Source organism: Bdellovibrio sp. HCB117, from assembly GCF_047305915.1.
Taxonomy (GTDB): Bacteria; Bdellovibrionota; Bdellovibrionia; order Bdellovibrionales; family Bdellovibrionaceae; genus Bdellovibrio; species Bdellovibrio bacteriovorus_B.
Genome location: NZ_CP178622.1, coordinates 728,287 through 745,890 on the forward strand (window position 1 = coordinate 728,287; position 17,604 = coordinate 745,890).

General features: G+C 45.4%; 16 protein-coding genes. 11 read left to right on the forward strand and 5 right to left on the reverse strand.

All coding sequences use genetic code 11. The annotated features are described in order from the left end of the window. The first annotated feature begins 4 nt into the window (after positions 1–4). Entirely contained in the window at positions 5–1,663 is a 1,659-nt protein-coding gene (locus ACLWBD_RS03520; RefSeq protein ID WP_253696662.1) for a CTP synthase, read from the forward strand. A 14-nt stretch (positions 1,664–1,677) separates the two neighbouring features. Beyond that, positions 1,678–2,658, forward strand: a complete 981-nt coding sequence (locus ACLWBD_RS03525) for a KpsF/GutQ family sugar-phosphate isomerase (protein WP_063206478.1) — start codon at positions 1,678–1,680, stop codon at positions 2,656–2,658. Between the two features lie 4 nt (positions 2,659–2,662). Here the strand turns inward: ACLWBD_RS03525 and ACLWBD_RS03530 are convergent, their stop codons facing one another. Beyond that, a complete protein-coding gene (locus ACLWBD_RS03530; protein ID WP_253696664.1) occupies positions 2,663–3,817 on the reverse strand; it encodes an AGE family epimerase/isomerase in 1,155 nt (384 codons plus the stop codon). Positions 3,818–3,949: 132 nt separating this feature from the next. Between ACLWBD_RS03530 and ACLWBD_RS03535 the strand changes: the two genes are divergently transcribed. After that, the gene (locus ACLWBD_RS03535) at positions 3,950–5,218 is read left to right on the forward strand and encodes an APC family permease (protein WP_413569539.1); all 1,269 of its coding nucleotides are present in this window, start codon (positions 3,950–3,952) and stop codon (positions 5,216–5,218) included. Here ACLWBD_RS03535 and ACLWBD_RS03540 read toward each other — a convergent pair. The 4 genes from ACLWBD_RS03540 to ACLWBD_RS03555 form a co-directional block, all read right to left on the reverse strand. Beyond that, positions 5,185–6,213: a cytochrome P450 gene (locus ACLWBD_RS03540; RefSeq protein ID WP_413569540.1), complete on the reverse strand. Its 1,029-nt coding sequence runs from the start codon at positions 6,211–6,213 to the stop codon at positions 5,185–5,187. The genes ACLWBD_RS03535 and ACLWBD_RS03540 overlap by 34 nt on opposite strands. Positions 6,214–6,536: 323 nt before the next feature. Beyond that, complete coding sequence (locus ACLWBD_RS03545) at positions 6,537–7,262, reverse strand: amino acid ABC transporter ATP-binding protein (protein WP_413569541.1); 726 nt, start codon at positions 7,260–7,262, stop codon at positions 6,537–6,539. Continuing rightward, on the reverse strand, positions 7,259–8,002 hold the full coding sequence (locus tag ACLWBD_RS03550) for an amino acid ABC transporter permease (protein ID WP_063206482.1): 744 nt from the start codon (positions 8,000–8,002) through the stop codon (positions 7,259–7,261). The genes ACLWBD_RS03545 and ACLWBD_RS03550 overlap by 4 nt, the downstream gene beginning before the upstream one ends. Positions 8,003–8,005: 3 nt before the next feature. Then, positions 8,006–8,773, reverse strand: coding sequence for a basic amino acid ABC transporter substrate-binding protein (locus tag ACLWBD_RS03555; RefSeq protein WP_413569542.1), 768 nt, complete (start codon positions 8,771–8,773; stop codon positions 8,006–8,008). Positions 8,774–8,851: 78 nt separating this feature from the next. Between ACLWBD_RS03555 and ACLWBD_RS03560 the strand changes: the two genes are divergently transcribed. The 8 genes from ACLWBD_RS03560 to ACLWBD_RS03595 all read left to right on the forward strand — a co-directional run bounded on the left by ACLWBD_RS03560 (position 8,852) and on the right by ACLWBD_RS03595 (position 17,593). Continuing rightward, positions 8,852–9,271 carry a hypothetical protein gene (locus tag ACLWBD_RS03560; protein WP_413569543.1) on the forward strand — a complete coding sequence of 140 codons (420 nt, stop codon included), beginning with the start codon at positions 8,852–8,854 and terminating at the stop codon, positions 9,269–9,271. A gap of 5 nt (positions 9,272–9,276) precedes the next feature. Continuing rightward, complete coding sequence (locus ACLWBD_RS03565; protein WP_413569544.1) at positions 9,277–9,810, forward strand: thioesterase family protein; 534 nt, start codon at positions 9,277–9,279, stop codon at positions 9,808–9,810. A gap of 102 nt (positions 9,811–9,912) precedes the next feature. After that, entirely contained in the window at positions 9,913–10,413 is a 501-nt protein-coding gene (locus tag ACLWBD_RS03570; protein WP_063206668.1) for a KdsC family phosphatase, read from the forward strand. Between the two features lie 6 nt (positions 10,414–10,419). Then, positions 10,420–11,145, forward strand: coding sequence for an outer membrane beta-barrel domain-containing protein (locus tag ACLWBD_RS03575; protein ID WP_063206486.1), 726 nt, complete (start codon positions 10,420–10,422; stop codon positions 11,143–11,145). Between the two features lie 13 nt (positions 11,146–11,158). Then, on the forward strand, positions 11,159–11,956 hold the full coding sequence (locus tag ACLWBD_RS03580) for an outer membrane beta-barrel domain-containing protein (RefSeq protein WP_063206487.1): 798 nt from the start codon (positions 11,159–11,161) through the stop codon (positions 11,954–11,956). Continuing rightward, the gene (locus ACLWBD_RS03585) at positions 11,953–13,521 is read left to right on the forward strand and encodes a tetratricopeptide repeat protein (protein ID WP_413569545.1); all 1,569 of its coding nucleotides are present in this window, start codon (positions 11,953–11,955) and stop codon (positions 13,519–13,521) included. Before ACLWBD_RS03580 ends, ACLWBD_RS03585 begins: the two co-directional genes overlap by 4 nt. A gap of 3 nt (positions 13,522–13,524) precedes the next feature. Further along, positions 13,525–16,734: a tetratricopeptide repeat protein gene (locus ACLWBD_RS03590; protein WP_413569546.1), complete on the forward strand. Its 3,210-nt coding sequence runs from the start codon at positions 13,525–13,527 to the stop codon at positions 16,732–16,734. Position 16,735: 1 nt separating this feature from the next. Further along, the gene (locus tag ACLWBD_RS03595) at positions 16,736–17,593 is read left to right on the forward strand and encodes a tetratricopeptide repeat protein (RefSeq protein ID WP_413569547.1); all 858 of its coding nucleotides are present in this window, start codon (positions 16,736–16,738) and stop codon (positions 17,591–17,593) included. Positions 17,594–17,604: the final 11 nt, after the last annotated feature.

A 17,604-nucleotide genomic window follows, 5' to 3' on the forward strand; every position in this document is an offset into this window, starting at 1 on the left:
CAAAATGGCGAAAAAGAAAACCACGAAGGTGTCGACCGCGAAGTCGACGAAGAAAGCTTTGAAACAAAAATTCATCTTTGTCACCGGGGGCGTTGTTTCCTCGATTGGTAAAGGTCTAACGGCAGCAAGCTTAGGCTCTTTGCTGGAGGCCCGTGGCCACCGTGTAACAATTATGAAATTCGATCCATATCTGAATGTGGATCCTGGAACGATGTCTCCTTTTCAGCACGGTGAAGTCTATGTGACTGAAGACGGTGCCGAGACAGATCTTGATTTAGGCCACTACGAGCGCTTCACTTCAGCCGTTATGAACAGAGCGAACTCTGTTTCTACAGGACAAATCTATGACACGGTTTTAGCGCGCGAGCGTCGCGGAGATTACTTGGGTGGAACAGTGCAGGTGATTCCGCATATCACGGAAGAAATCAAAGCACGTATTTACGAAGCTGCTCAGGGAAGCGAGATTATTCTGGTTGAAATCGGTGGAACCGTCGGGGATATCGAAGGTCAGCCGTTTTTAGAAGCCATCCGTCAGATGCGTTTGGATGTAGGTCAAGAAAACTCTGTTCTGGTGCACGTCACTTATGTGCCCTATATCGCCGCGGCGGGAGAATTGAAATCAAAACCCACGCAGCACTCGGTGAAAGAGCTGCGTGAAATTGGTTTACAACCGGATTTCTTGGTTTGTCGTAGTGAAAAAGTGATTGATGAAAATCTAAAAAGTAAAATAGGACTTTTCTGTTCAGTGAAGGCAGAAAACGTGATCGCCGCTCAGGACAGTCGCTTTATTTATGAAGTTCCTTTAGCACTTCATCGTGAAAAGCTGGATGAGTTGATCGTCGAAAGATTAGGTCTTACTTCGTCGAAGCCCAACCTCAAAGGTTGGCAAAATCTAGTGAAAGTTCTTAGCAATCCAGCTCACACGGTGAAAATTGGTGTTGTCGGAAAGTATGTGGATTTAAAAGAATCTTACAAATCTTTACATGAAGCTTTGGTTCATGGTGGTATCGCCAATAATTCACGTGTTGAAATTATTTATGTCGATTCTGAAAAAGTGACTGACAAAACAGTGAATCAGCTTTTAGGAAAAGTGGACGGTATTCTGGTTCCCGGTGGTTTTGGAACTCGTGGTGTGGAAGGTAAGATCACGGCTATTAAATACGCCCGTGAAAAACGCATCCCGTTCTTCGGTATCTGTTTCGGTATGCAGCTTTCCGCAATTGAATTTGCGCGCAACGTATGTGGTATTAAAGATGCGACAAGCCGTGAATTTCATGCGGAAACAAAACGCAGCGGCAATTTCGTGATCGATACCATGGTTGAACAACGTGGCATCGTTAACAAAGGCGGAACGATGCGCTTAGGAGCTTTCCCTTGCAATTTGGCTTCGGGAACTCGCGCGCATTCTGTGTATAAGGCGTCGAATATCATGGAACGCCATCGCCATCGTTTTGAGTTTAATAATAAATATAAAGCTCTTTTTGAGAAAAACGGAATGGTCGCTTCAGGAATCTGTAAAGAGCGCGATCTTGTTGAGATCGTCGAGCTTCCAGATCATCCATGGTTTGTAGGGGTGCAGTACCATCCTGAATTTAAGTCTAAACCGCTTGAGCCGCATCCCTTGTTCGTGCATTTTGTAAAAGCGAGTTTGAAGAATAAGTAAGAAAGGTCTTTGCAATGTCAAAGGTAGTTCAGCAAGGTCTTAAAGTGTTGGAAGTCGAAGCTCAGGCGATCCTGGGTTTGCGTGACCGTATTGGTGTTGATTTTGAAAAAGTCGTTCAGATGATCAAAGACTGTCAGGGGAAACTGATCCTGACGGGCATGGGAAAATCAGGACAGATTGCACGCAAACTTGCCAGCACATTTTCTTCAACGGGAACTCCTGCCGTATTTTTGCATCCGGCAGAAAGTTCTCACGGGGATTTGGGTATTGTTGAAAGCAAAGATGTCGTCATTGCGATTTCCTATGGTGGGGAGTCCCCGGAATTTGCAGGAATCCTCAAGTATGTGGCTCGTAAATCTATTCCGCTGATTGCTTTAACCGGTAAACCGACCTCATCTTTGGCGAAAGCGGCGCAAGTGACTTTGAACGTGTATGTTTCCGAAGAAGCTTGCCCTTTGAATTTAGCTCCCACAGCCAGCAGTACAGCTACTTTAGCTATGGGTGATGCCGTGGCGATGGCCGTGATGACGGAAAAAGGCTTCAGCCCTCAGGATTTTGCAGAATTTCATCCTGGTGGAAGTTTAGGATATCGTCTTTTAACTCGTGTTAGCGATGTGATGCACTCGGGAGATGCGCTGCCAACAGTTGGCCTTGAAGCACCACTTCGTCAGGTGTTTTCAGCGATGACCCATAAAGATGTTCGCGGTGCTGCAGGTGTGGTTGATGACAAAGGCGATCTCGTTGGCGTAATCACCGATGGTCAGATTCGTCGTCGCTTGGAAAAAAGTGATGACCCACTAACGGGAACTGCGAAAGATCTTATGACAACCAATCCACGCACAATCGATGCAAATGAATTTGCAGAAAAAGCACTGTTTGTGATGGAGCAATTCCAAATCAACATGCTTTTTGTTCTGGATAAGGATTCCGCCACTCCTAAGAAGCCGGTCGGAATCCTGCATGTTCAGGATTTATTGAAAGCGAAAGTTCGCTAGATTATCAAAGGCGAGGGCGGAGGTTGATATACTCCTCCATCGCATTTACGATATGATAAAGGGAGCTTGCTTTGGCAAACGTGCCATTGAATTCATCTTTATCCGAGAGCATATCATACCAAGTTCCACGAAGAGGTGTTTGGAAAAACTTGAAGAGAGTTTCCATTGCCTCATCAGCACCACGAGCATAAATTTCTTTTTGATCCGCGCTGGCCTCCGTTCCCAATCGGCAAGCGGCTTTGATTCTTTCGCATTGAGGCCAGAAACGAGAAGACTGAGTTTTCGGAGTGTAGTTACTCCACATCTCATCGAACACTACTTTTCGTGTGCGAGATGTTCCGTATTTTTCAGCAAGTAAGAATAAGTTGTGACGGATGGATTTTAAATCCTGCCCCGTAAGATCTTCATACAAAGACATCAACCATGCCCACTCGTACTGATGACCAGGCTCATAAACGAAAAGACCATTTTCACGCAGGTGATTCCAGTCTTTGTCGAAGTATTCGCCTAAGACACCTCTTTCTTTATCAATGAACTTATTCAAGCACAGAGTAATGATGTTGTGGCCCAGCTCTTTCCACTCTGGATCTTTATCAATCTGCATCCAGGCAATCGCCGATTCAAACATGTGCATGTGAGGGTTCGATTTATAAGAAAGAGTCCCCTTTTCATCCATCTCTGTGAAACCGCCGCCTTGAACGGCACGCTCGCGATTTAGGTATTTCACCAAAGCTTTGGCTCTTTCTTTGATCTCGGGACTAGGTTTTACGATATAGGCTTGAGCCAGCGCAAAAAGAGCGAAGGCTTCGGTATAAAGATCTGGATTAGAGCTTTTCGGAGTTCCATCAAGATGAATAGAGTGAATAAATGCACCTGACGGAACAGAATAATTTTGCATGAGGTAGCGACCGCCCATTTCCACAAGAGGATGAGCCACTTCTTTTTTGCAGACGCCCAGATTCGCGCCCGTTAAAAAAGAATACATTTGACGGGCTTGAACCATGGAGCGACGGGGAATATCCATCGGGGTGCCGTCAAAAGAGATGTTTTCAATAAAGCCGCCGTTTGCTTTATCCACTCCAGTTGTAGACCATAAAGGGTACACGTCGCTCGCTAGCCATTGTTTCGATTTTTCAATCAAAGAAGTATATGATGTCATTCAATCACCTTTGCGCGACCCGACAATTCGGTCAAGATATGACGAGAAGGGTCCAACAAAATGGCATCTGGCAACGCGAATACGGATTCAGCTAGATAATCCCAAATTCTAAAGTATCTTTAGGGCGTGCACATGAAGAAATCCTTGAGTCTTTTTCACCTCACCTTTTATGGCACCGGCATGATCCTAGGAGCCGGTATCTATTCCGTCATTGGAAAAGCGGGTGGTGTGGCGGAAAACGGTTTATGGGTCAGTTTTCTGCTAGCAGCTTTCTGTGCCTCGTTAACGGCACTGTCTTACGCGGAACTCGCTACTACATTTCCAAAAACTGGGGGCGAATATATTTATGTAAAAAATATTTTCCCGCAGTGGCCGTACTTAGCGATGTTGTGCGGATCTATGATGATATTTGCGGGCATCAGCACAGCGACGACGGTGGCTATCGCCTTTTCGGGGTATATTCAACAGTTTGCCGAAGTACCGCAATTTGTGACGGCCTTTTGTCTTCTAGGTGTCTTCACTCTGGTGAATATTATTGGTATCAAAGAATCCAGTTGGGTGAATGTTGTTTTCACGCTCATTGAAATCTTAGGTCTTTTGATATTTGTTTGGGTTGGAACTCAATCGCCCAAATTCGGTGAAGCTCTTTCGGAAGTACGCTTTGACGGTGCAGTGATTTCTGGCGCGGCACTCGTCATCTTTGCTTATTTCGGCTTCGAAAACATTGTAAATCTAGTCGAAGAATCCAAAACCCCAGAAAAAGATCTGCCCAAAGGCATTATTATTAGTCTTGGTGTTTCAACGGTACTTTACTTGCTTGTTAGTTTGACGGCTCTTGCATTGGGAAGTCCTGAAGAGCTTGGACGTAGCAATGCTCCTTTGAGTGATCTTACTCGAAATGCAGCGGCCTGGGTGCCAAGAACTTTAGGCGCAATAGCGCTTTTTTCGACAGCCAATACAGTTTTGATTTCTATGATTTCTACCAGCCGAATCATTTTTAGTATGGCCCGAGAACGAGACCTGCCAAGCGTTTTCTCCAAACTTTTAAGTAAGCGCGCCACACCGTGGATGGGGGCGCTAGCGGTGTTCGGGTTAGCTATGGCCCTTTTACCTGCGGGTGGAATTGAAGTGGTCGCCAGTGTTTCTTCTTTTGCTACAATGATCGCGTTCACGGTCATTAATATCGCGTTGATTTACCTTCGATTCAAAGAGCCTCATAGAACTCGTCCATTCAAAGTGCCTATTTCCATCGGGAGATGGCCTTTGATACCGACACTCGCGGCATGTGTCTCTAGCGGTTTGTTGTTCTTTTTCAGTCGTGAAGTCTATGTGTTGGGAGCCGGAGTTATTGTTTTTGTCTCAGTTCTTTATATCGTCCTAAAATCTCGTAAATCTGACTGAGTCTTGGGTTTGTATTGAACATCTGAAATGACAAAGTGACTGCTCGGTATGGGCGGCATGCGCGAAAGTCGCAAGGTTAAGTCTTGCTCGGGAACCCGATAAAGAATTTCTTTTGAAAAAATAGTGGCAGCTTGTTTCATCAATTCCCGAGTGATCCACTCGCCGGGGCAGCGGTGATTGGTTTCTTGAAAGCCGCCTCCTTGTGGGACGAAATTGTAAAGACTGCCATCCCACTTCTTGAATCTATCGGGATAAAAGCTTTCTGGATTGTGCCACAGGATGGGATCATGGTTAATTCCGTTAAGGTCCAACAGGACTCGGGCGCCTTGTGGGATCGTCACGTTGTTCCAGCGCAAATTTTTGGCGGCGATGGCGGCGATAGCAGGAAAGAACGGGTAGAACCTGCGAACCTCTTGAATAAAAAAATCAGCGTAAGAAGAATCTTCAGATATTTTGGTGCGATTTCCGGGAAAATAGTGAAGCGCGTGAGCTACAAACAAGATAAATACTGAAACGGCGACGGTGGGCCGAAGCAAATTCAGAAGCTCCACGGCGGCGATTTTTAATGGCAATAAATTTCCATCTTCTTCTTTGAAGTTTGCGACGACATACAGTGCAGAATCTTTTGGTACCTTGAGTTTTCCTTCGCGAATCTCGGCAATAAGTGCACTCATCCAGCTTTCTGCCTGCTTTCTTCGAGCCCGTGCACGAAAGTGGCGAGCGCTCACGCTGCCGGCATCATCGAACATAGAGCGCAGGAGTTCGGCTTTTTCTGCGAGCTCAGAGTGTTTTAGGGGCACTCCCGTCCATTCGCAAGCGGACATGGTGAGAATCAATTGAGATTGTTCGAACAACAGGACTGTCTTCTGGCCTTGCCAATTACGCAGGGCCTTCATCCAATGACGTTCACTGATTTGAAGTAAATTTTGAATGCTTGGCGCTGTCATAAAGGACAAAAACATTTTTTTGCGATGAAGATGCTTCTTGCCGTCCAAACCTTGCACACCACCTTGACCTACAAGGGTCGCTTGCAGCGGCTCTGGCATAGCTCCCTTTCGGATGAAGTTTTCTTCGTTGTAAAAAAACTTCGCGGCATCGACTCCCGTAAGACAGAAAGTCTTTCTAAGTCCGATACGAGTTTGAAAGATATCCGTGTTCAAGGTTTCACAAGTCTCTTGAATAAAGTAGTACGGATTTTTTAAAAACTCGAAAGTGCTGTCCCACTTGGGGGCCTTGGGAATATAGGTCATACCTATACATATCCAGCTTAAGATAGGGAAGCGATCAATGAGGTCTAAATGTGACTAAAAACAGGAACTCACTTCAATATTTTGCTAAGAAAAACTTTAGTGCGTTCATTTTGAGGGTTTTCGAAAAGCTTTTGGGGAGGAGCTTCTTCGACGATCTGTCCATCATCCATAAAGAGAACTCGATCCGCGACTTGTTTCGCGAAACCCATCTCATGAGTAACGACAATCAGAGTGCGCCCGCTGTGCGCTAAAGACTTAATGACATCTAGCACTTCTCCTACCATCTCTGGGTCTAATGCTGACGTGGGTTCGTCAAAGAGCAATACTTGTGGCTCCATAGCCAGGGCGCGTGCAATGGCCACGCGTTGCTGTTGTCCGCCAGAAAGTTCTTGAGGATAGGAGTTTTCCTTTTCACTGAGGCCGACTCGTTTTAGCAGTTCGCGCGCGTTCTTCTGCGCTTCTGTCAAAGAGATCTTTTTTACCTGCATCGGCGCAAGACAGATGTTTTCCAGAACTGTCATATGCGGAAATAAATTAAAACGTTGAAAAACCATTCCCGCATGCGCACGAAGTTTATTTAAGTCCGTCGCGGGATCCGTGACATCAAACTCATCGACAAGAATTTTACCAGCTTGCGCATTCTCTAAAGCGTTTAAACAACGAAGAAATGTGCTTTTACCAGAGCCGGAAGGCCCGATGATGCACACGACTTCATTGTCTTTAATTTCGCAATGGACGTTCTTTAAAACGTGGCGTTCACCGAAATACTTTTGAAGATGTGTCACTTGAATCATACGGATTGATACTTTCTTTCAAGGCGGTGAACAACGTATGACATGCCTAAAGTGATAATCAGGTAAATCACAGAAATGAAAAGATACGGTTCCCAATAACGTGCGTAAGCTCCTGCCGCAGTTCTTGCGGCATAAGCAAGTTCGGCTAAACCAATCGCGGAAACTAATGACGAATCCTTTAAAAGCGTGATGGCTTCATTTCCTAACGGTGGAAGCATGCGACGAAATGCCTGAGGAATGATAATTTGTCGCATCGTTTGATAATAGTTAAGTCCTAAAGAACGCGCAGCCTCTGTTTGTCCACGGTCAATGGACTGAATTCCTGCGCGGAAAATTTCAGCAATGTATGCGGCAGAGTTAAGGCTTAAAGCTAAAGATCCTGAAATCAAAGCTCCATATTCGCGTTTCAAATACAGAGCGGCTTCCCCTGAAATAAGAGCCCCTGTTTCTGCATGAATAAGCCAGGGAACCAGAGCGAAATGAATGAGAAGTATCTGTACAAAAAGGGGAGTGCCGCGAAAAAATGAAATATAAATTTGCGAAGGTGTTTTTACGAAAAGTTTAAGAGGCCAACGCCAGGGGCCTCTTTCGGCGCGGGCGATTTTACCCAAGCCTAACATTAAACCTAAAAGGGTCCCGAAAAAGACTCCAATAGCAGTTAGGGTGAGAGTCGTCCACAACCCCCGAATGAAAAGGGGCATGTACTCTGCGATGATATCCGTGCGAAACCATTCAAACATGGACTATTTCTTTCCAAAATATTTATCGTAGATCTTTTGGTAAGTTCCATCCTTTTTGATGGCTTGAAGAGCAGCATTGATTTTATTTAAAAGCTCAGTATTGCCCTTCTTCACTGCAATTCCATAGTGTTCTTTGGCGAAACTAGGATCAGCGACGGTTTTAAAAGCTTTTGTATTGTTCGCTAAAAAGTTATTAACTACGCCGTTATCAGCAACCACCGCATCGACACCGCCGTTCACTAATTCTTGCAATGCCAAGGGAGTGCCTTCAAAGCGCTTAATATTGAGGTCCGTCTTGCCGAGCAATCCGCTGACGACTTCATCACCCGTGGTTCCGGTTTGCACACCGATTTTAAGTCCACGCAGCTCGGTAAACTTGGTCACCTTGGATTTCAGTGGCAAAGCAATCAATTGCACCGCTTCAAAATAAGGCTCTGAAAAATCCATGACCTTTTTTCTTTCGCTGTTGATCGTGATAGCAGAGATCAGGATGTCGCGGTCTCCTGAGGCCAATTGGTTAAATAGACCTTCCCACGGAGTATTAATGATTTTAATCTTGAACCCGGCCTTGTCTGCGACAGCTTGAATCACGTCGACATCAAATCCTTCGACGGATTTATCGGCGTTCTCACTTTCAAACGGGGCGTAGGCTGCGTCGGTCCCAACGACCAATTCTGGAGGCATGGATTTAGTTGCTACGGTCGAGTCATCCTTTTTTGTGCAAGAAAGGAGGAAAGGAAGCACCACTAGCAGCAGCCACAAATTTCTCATGAAAACCTCGTCCAGAGTTTATATGGCTCACTTGACCATTCTTAAGACCTTGAGTCAAATTCATTTCAGGAGTTCGAAATGCTTCAGGTCCTAGGGAAAATCGCTGGTTCCATTCTGCGCAGTCTTTTTATTTCCATCGTGATGTTCGTTATCGTTTTTTCCGTCATCACTGGAGAATTCCCACCTAACTTCAAGCGCGTGACAAATACATTTAAGAACTTGCAGCAGATGACTCAGCTTAGCCGTCAGATCCAAGAACAGCAGAAGGCGTTGAAGGATCAGTACGCGGCTCACGGTGAGGTCGACGACAGCGATGTTGAGGCTTTACAGGAGCTCAACTTAAAAAGAGCCGAGTTGGGCGCGGGACTTTTACAAGCAGAAAATCCCGCTTCGGATAATAAGGAAACAAATGAATTGAAACAGAAAGTGAAAGAGCTAGAGACTCAGCTCTTCCGACTGCAACAACGAGTTAGTCAGCTTGAAAGTAAATCAAAGTAGGGGCTATGAATTTAATCTTCCGTCTTTTGCACGTATTGTTGTTTTCAAGATTTCGTAAATCCGTTGGTGTTATGGATGAATGCGCGACTCCTTTCCGCGTCTGGCCGACTGATCTTGATGTTCTTATGCATATGAACAACGGCGTCTACTTGTCTTTGCAAGATCTTGCGCGCGTCGATTACATGATTCGCGCTGGTGCAGCCAAAAAGATTTCTGAAAACGGCTGGTACCCGGTGGTGGCTTCTGAAATGATTCGATTCCGACGTTCTTTGCAGGTGTTTCAAAAGTTTGAATTGCGCACAAGATTGATAGCGTGGGATGAAAAATACCTTTATTTAGAACACAAGTTCACGAGCCGTGGTGAAGTCATGGCAATTGGAATGATTCGCGCGCGTTTTTTAAGTAAAAAGGGTGGTTTGGTATCGCCCCAAGATCTTTTAAAAGCATTGGATTTAGATCTTCAATCCCCTCCGATGCCTGCTCATCTTCAATCCTGGTTGAGCGCAGATCAGGATCATTCGAAGTCTTTGGGTTTGTAAGTGAAAAATTGCAGGACTAACGTCGGGCCTCTGTCACAACCCTAAGTCCTGTATCAAGGTAGGGCACTTGCCGCCTTGTATATAATTTTCAACAATGATTCTGTGACACTAGAAATATCAAAACTGAAAAATATCAAGATGTTGGTCCTCGATGTGGATGGCGTCTTAACGGACACTCGCATGTGGTTTGACGGCAAAGAATGGCGTCGCTTTTATTCCGTTCGTGATGGTGTAGGCATTAAACGCATCATGGAAGCGGGTTACAAAGTTGCCGTGATTACTGGCAGTAAAGCCGAAGACATTCGCGCGCGCGTGAAATCTTTGGGAATACACTTCCTCTTTGAAGGGGCTCTCGACAAAGAACCTTCTTTCTTACAGCTGCAAAAGGAATCAGGCATTCGTCCCGACGAGATGGCCTATGTCGGTGACGATATTTTCGATATTCCTCTTCTGCAAGCCGTCGCTTTTGGGGCGACAGTTCCTGAAGCCGTCGAAGAAGTTTTAGAAATAGCGGATTACGTGACTGGCAGACCCGGTGGATGTGGGGCTGTCAGAGAGGTTTGTGATTACATCTATAAATATGGGGCCTTTTCCTCTAGGTAGGTATTCATGCTAAAAAATGGTTTCAAAGCCGTTGCGATTATTATACTTGCGTTGCTACTGCATAAGGCGGCTTTTGCTGCGGAAGTGATTGAGCTTCCTCCGGAAGAGTTGGCGCAAGAGTCTGTTCTTCCTGTGTTCGACAAGCCGGTGAGTGTAAAGAACCGCAATGTCGTAACAGATAAACGCATCGAAGCCGATATCTTTTACGGTTATGCGATGACTGAGCCGATTGCAAACGTTAGTAAGCTGGGGTTGGGAATCTATTATAATACCAGCGAAAGCAGCGCTTGGGGATTGTTGTTAGCGAAAAACTTCGCCGGTCTTTCAAGCTATGCCGAACAATTAGATGAGCAGTTTAATCTGAAATTTGATCGGGCTCCATCACCGGAGCTCACGGCAATGTTGGATTATAACTTAAAAGCTTTCTATGGAAAAATGAGTCTCTCAAAGTCCCTTGTGATTAATACGATCCTTTTTGGTTCCGCTTCTGCCGGAGTCGTGAAGTACGTGCATAAGACCTATCCGGCGGTGGCCGTTGGATTGGGACAAAAATTCTACTTCACTAAAAATTGGTCGCTGCGTTTTGATTTACGTCTTTACGCGAATCAGGCTCCAGTTCCGTTCTTGGCTGGAAGTTTAAAACCGAATGAACCTGTTCCTGACTATTCTGATTTTGAAGAGCGCGTAACTTTCACGACAAACCTTGATGTGGGCTTGTCGTATTTGTTTTAAGAGGAGTGAGCAGATGTTGAATAAGAATTTGACGAAAGTGTTTTTACTCCTCGCCCTGATTGCGCCAGCAGCTGTGCAAGCACAATCAGCAGAGAGTGATGAATTAGATGTGATTGAGCTTGAAATCGACAGATCTGCTCCTAGGCAGAATTCTATTTCAAACTCTGCACCTAGCTATTCAGAGACTTCACCTCGCGACAACACGTTGACGGACTTTTCTGGTTTAGGATCACTGTCTCCATTCCAGGAAGTCTCTGTTATTCAAAAACGATTCCTTCCTAAAACAGGCCGTTTCCAACTTTTTGGCGGTCTAACGACGGTGACGAATGATCCGTTCTTCCTGACATTTGGTGGTGTGGCGAAAGCCAGCTATTTCTTGAATGAATCATGGGGTGTAGAGCTGAACTACTTTGGATTGACGAGTTCTGATCGCACATCGACAGAAGAATTGCGTGATATTCAAGGCGTTTCAACCGAAAACCTGGTTTATCCGAAGTCCTACTTCGGTGTCGACGTAATGTACATCCCGGTTTATGGAAAAATGACTTGGTTCAACGAAAAAATCGTTCCTTTCGATCTTTATGTTTCTGCCGGCTATGGAACAACGAACACTCAGGCTGGAGAGAATGCGGGAACTATTCACTTGGCGACGGGACAGATTTTTGCGCTGAGCAAAGCTTACGCCGTTCGCTGGGATTTTAGTTGGAACTTCTTTAACGCGACCGGCATCGACGGTTCGACGAACTCATTTAACAACCTCTTCCTCACTGTGGGCGTAAGTTGGTTCTTTCCGGAGGCTAGTTACCGATGAAGAAATTATTACTACTCCTGATCGCTTCAAGCTTGGTTGTTCCTTTGGCAAGTTCTGCGCAAAGAAAAACGAAACCACGTGCTCGTACAACAGCGCCTTTATACAACTCAAATACGCGTGAAGCGACTTTGAAGAACCAATTGAGCAATGCCTTGCGCATGGCCCAAGGCGGTCAGTATGAGGCTGCGGCGAACAATTTATTCACACTGAGCCGTCGTTCTGAGTTGGCGGCCGAGCGTCCTCAAATTAAGTACATCTTAGGAACGATGTTGATGGAGCTGAAGCTGAATCAAACAGCGGCGTTTCAGTTTGTCGACGTTATTCGTACCAAGCATCCTAAGTATTCGAAGCTTGCGATTGAAAAACTTTCAATCGTCGCTGATACATTGGGTGATGACACGATTTTGAACTACGCGATTTCTCGGGTAGACCTCAATGATTTCCCAAGTAACTTGCGCGATATGATCAACTATCGTTTGGGAGAGATCAGACTTCGTAATCGTGAGTTCCGTCAAGCGGCAGAACTTTTCGGCAAAGTCAGCTTCGGAAGTAGTTATTACTTTCAGGCTCTTTATAACAAGGGTCTTGCCGAGTTGGAAGAAAATCAACCTTCCTTGGCGATCGGAACATTCAATAAAATGTTAGATGCTCGTAGAAAAGCTCCCGTCACGGACACTAATAAAGTGGCGGCACAAATGGGCTTAGCGCGCGCACTCTACCAAAAACAAGATTGGGAAGCCTCTATTGAAGCCTATGCCCAGGTCCCGCGTGACACATTGATGTGGCATGATGCGGTTTTTGAGCAAAGCTGGGCGATGCTTCGTGCGGCCCGTTTCCGCTCTGCTTTAAGTAATTTCCAAACTCTCCATTCGGCATATTACGAAGACTTTTATATGCCGGAGAGTTTACTTCTTCGTGCCATCGTCTATCTTTACATCTGTAAGTATGACGAAATGGAAAAGGTCCTAAGTTTGTTTGAAAAAACTTACGGGCCGGTTCGTTCGAAAATTGGTGATTTCTTGAAATCCACGAATGAAGCCAGTGCCTTCTATGCGGAAATCGAAAAAGCCCATTACATGAAGACAACGGATAAGAGCTCTAACCTTCGCCTTCCTTACATCGTTCTTCGTAATGTTTTGGATCAAGGCGATGTGAAGCGGTCCATGCATTACCTTGAAAAATTAAATCAGGAAAGAGCGCGCGTGGAGTCCAACCCGGCTTTCCGCGCCTCTCCGTTGGGTCAATACGCTTTGAAGATTCTTGCCAACCGCGGAAAAAATACGAAGTTCGCAGTCGGCGATATGGTGAAAGCGCATTTGTTAAATATGCGCGTGGAATTGCGTGACCTTTACGAACAAGCGGGATTTATCCGCTACGAAATGATCACGGGACGCAAAGAAAGTATTAAAAAGAAAATTTCTGGAAAAGATATCGAGCAGATCGACGAAAATATCGACCGTCAGTTCTATATCCAAAATGGATACGAGTACTATCCGTTCCAAGGTGAGTACTGGCTCGATGAAGTTGGAAACTACCACTATCTTGGAAAACAAAGCTGCGAGTAATATATGAAATTCAACAGGCATCAACTTCTTATTCCGAGTCTTCTTACCACTTTGTGCTTAAGCCCGGCTTTCGCACAAAGATCGACAGTAAAAACTACTAAGACTGTTAAGAAAAAGACAGTGGGTGAGCTGTTGTCGCAAGCAAGCGAAAGCAGCCGTGGTGGACGTCTGCAAATGTCCAAGACAGACACCTCGCTTCCTGCCTCGAACATGGGCTTCAAACAAGATGTTCGCTCTTACAACCTTGAGTCTGTAAAACCTCCTCGCTCTTCTGAAATCATGCAACATGAATCCTCGGGAGCAAGCAGCGAACAGGCGCAGTACGAGCGCGTTTTGGATCAACAAATTCAAGAGTTGTACAAACTGACTCAAAAATTCAAAACCAGCCCGAACCGTGGGGAATTGTGGCTGCGTTTGGCAGAGCTCTATGTTGAAAAAGCAAGCCTGATCGACTCCCGTAAGCAAGACGAGTACGATGCCAAGTTACGTGCTTTTCAAGCGGGCAAAACTAAAAAGAAACCGCGCTTGGATACAGCCGATGCGCGTGAATATAATAAAAAAGCAGTTCAACTTTATGAGTGGTTCCAAAGAGACTTCCCTCGTGATGAAAAGAACAGCCAAGCTTTATTCTTCTTAGGTTATAACTATTTTGAGCTTGGTGAAGTTAAAAAAGGTGCCCAATACTACGAGCAATTAACTCGTGGATATCCTAACTCGCCATTCGTGGGTGAAGCTCACTTCGCTTTAGCGGAATACTATTTCGAAAACGAAAAGTGGGCTCCGGCTTATAAAGAATACTCTTACCTTATCAAAGAGAAGAGACACCGTTTGCACACTTTCGCTCTTTATAAGGGCGCATGGTGTTTGTTCCGTATTGGTAAAGTTCAGCAGGCCATGAACTATCTAGAGTTCATTATCAAAAGTGGAAAAGCTGAAACGGGAGACCAATTGGCGGGCCGTCGTACGGTCAACCGCACACGTCTTGAAGGCGAAGCTCTTCGCGATATCGTGATCTTCTATGCGGAGGGTGGCGATCCGGGTAAAGCAGCGTCTTACTTTAAAAATTTAGTCGGCAATGAATATCTTCCTTATTTGGAAAGGCTGGCTTACCAGTACTCTGATCGTGGGAATAAAGACGCTTCCAGAGATGTCTTTAAACTCTTAATCTCTCAAAATCCGACGGCGCCAAAAGCTTTCGAGTACCAGTACCAAATTGTTCAAAACTATTACTATGCTAAGAACACCTCGCGCTTTAAAACTGAGCTTTACAGCTGGGTTAAAGACTACGACGCTTCTGGGGCTTGGTATGCTGCCAATAAGAATAATAAAGAGTTGATTGAAAATTCGTATAAACTGCGTGAAACGACTTTGCGTAACTACGTTTTGCAACAACATCAGACGGCGCAAAACTCGCGAGCTCCTTATTCACAGTCGTTGGCTAATGAAGGTTACCAACTTTATCTACGTGAATTCCCGGATTCTGCCTCGGCAGGGGATATGCACTTTTATTATGGTGAGCTTCTTTACGATATGCAAAAGTACGACGAAGCCTCAGTTCAGTACAAGTGGGTTGTCGACAATGCTCCGCAAAGTAAGTTTTATGGAAAATCTGCACAGAACTTAATCTTGTCAGTGGAAAGAAGTATTCCGTCGGATCAAGAGATGCAAAAACGCGTAGGAAACTCTCTGGATCCGGTCCCTCTTGAACCGAAAGTGGACCGCTTTATTAAGGCGGGCCAGTGGTACATCGAGAAATTCCCAACATCTGAAAAAGCGGTTGAGATCAAATTCCGTATCGGAAGACTTTATTATCAAAGCAATCACTTTGATGAAGCCACTAAGCACTTCCGTGAAATCGTGCAACAGCATCCGAATACAAAGTATGCCGAATATTCAGCCAATCTTCTTTTGGACATCTATAACTTGAAGAAAGACTATGTGGGCTTGGAAAAAACGGGAGCAGAGCTTCTGGCAGTTCCTTCCATTGCGGCCTCTAAAGCAGGATCCGATATTCGCGGTGTTCTTGAAAAGGCGTCCTTCAAACGTGGTCAAGATTTAGAGCTTGAAAAGAAGTACGCGGACAGCGCGCAGGTTTACCAAGCATTTGCTAAACAAAATCCAAAATCGAACTTGGCGACAACGGCGCTGTTCAATGCCGGTGTTAACTTTGAGCGCGCGGGAATGAACGGCCCGGCGATTGAATCATACCAAGGCGTTATTGACTCCAAAGACCCGGCTGCAGAGAAATTGAAACCTAAGGCGCGTCGTCTTTTGGCGAAACAGTATCAGGATTCCGCTCAGTTTGAAGAGGCGGCGAAGCTTTACAAACAATCGGCTCAAGAAAATCCAACAGATCCTTTGGCTCCGAACTTGATTTTCAATGCGGCTGTTCTTTATGAAGCTTTAGGTAAATCCGATGAGGCGATCCGTTCTTATACAGAGTTTACCAAATTAAATAAAAAGCACGCAGACAACATCGAAGCTGTCTTCAGCATGGCTCAAATCCATCGCAAGGCGGGACAGAATGGTGCCGCTATCGCTCGTTACACGGAATACGTAGAAAACGGCGGACGTGATCAAGAGAAAGTGGTCGAAGCTGCTTACTGGGTCAGCGAACTTTCAGAAAGATCGCGTGCCAAAACAAAGGCCGACGAGTGGAAACAGAAGACCCTGTCTATTCAGAAGCGTTTTGCGCCGAACAAAAAAGGTGTCGGAGCTTCCTGGGCTGCGAAACTGAAATTTGGTGAGGCTCAAGAAACTTTCAAAGAGATGAAAGCCATCACCTTCCCGGCGGATCCGAATAAACAAAAGGCCGCTGCGGATAAGAAGATCGCTTTGCTGACCAAACTGACAGGTGAACTTGCTGACATTATTAAATATGACAGCGCCGAAGAGATTGTGAGCTCGTTAAGCGTGCTTGGCGAAGCCAACCAAAATATGGCTCAAGCTATTGTAAATGCGCCACTTCCTCCAGGATTGAACGCCGAAGAAACGAAACAGTATAAGGCAGGCGTTGAAAAGTTTGCGGAGCCGTTCAATACCAAAGCGAAAGAGAGCTTTAAGCTGGCCGTAGAGCGCGGGTTAGAACTGGAAGTTTATAATGACGGCTTCAAAACAGCTTATGAATACATGAATAAGCTTGATCCTAAGACTTACTACAATGGTGGCGAAGTGGGATCTGACATCCGCTTAGTGAATTGGATGGGGCAATAAGATGAAAAAGCTTGGACTATTACTAACATTGCTAGCTTTAACGGCGTGTTCGTCTTCTTCAAAAAAAGAAAGTAAAACGGAAGCGCCGGAGACTCGCTCTTCTGTTATGGATGCGCCTTCGGTTCAAAAAGAAGAACCAAAGCCTGCACCGATTGCGGAAGAACCAGTTCGTCCTCAGGTTCCGACGACACCTTCCCAATATGCGGCATTAAACGAGGCTATTAAATCGCAAAGTGATGAAAAGATTTATCAGGCTGCGACCCAGATCCTCACTCAGTCTCCGAATGATGCTAAGGCTTTGAATGCTTTGGCGATGTATCACTATAAGCGCGGTCGTTACGATCTTTGCCGCTACTTGCTTTCTAAAGCCATTAGCTCAAGCCCGAAAATGGCAGAGCTTCATTCGAACTTAGGTATCGTACAGCTGGCACAAGGTGAAAGAAGAGACGCCATCAAATCTTTCCGTAAGGCTTTGGACATCAATAACGACGAAGCAGTCGCCGCAGCCAACCTCGGCGCAATCTATGTGCAAGAGAAGGACTATGGCAAAGCGCAAGTCGTTCTTGAGACGGCGTACAAACGTGGCGTGCGTGATCCGCGTGTATTGAATAATTATGCGATCGCATTGTCAGCTCATCGCAAGTACGACAAAGCTGCAGATCTTTATGCGCAGATTTTGAAAGACAACGGCAATAACAAAGAAGCTCTCTATAATTATGCAACACTGCTAGTGGAAAATATGGGCAAGTATCAAGAGGGGCTGGACGTCATTAACAGACTAAAGTTTGTAGGTGGGCCTTCAGATACTCGGAATAAAATTATTGCTTTGGAAAATAAGGCGAAAGCTGGTTTAAAATAGGTGAAGGTGGA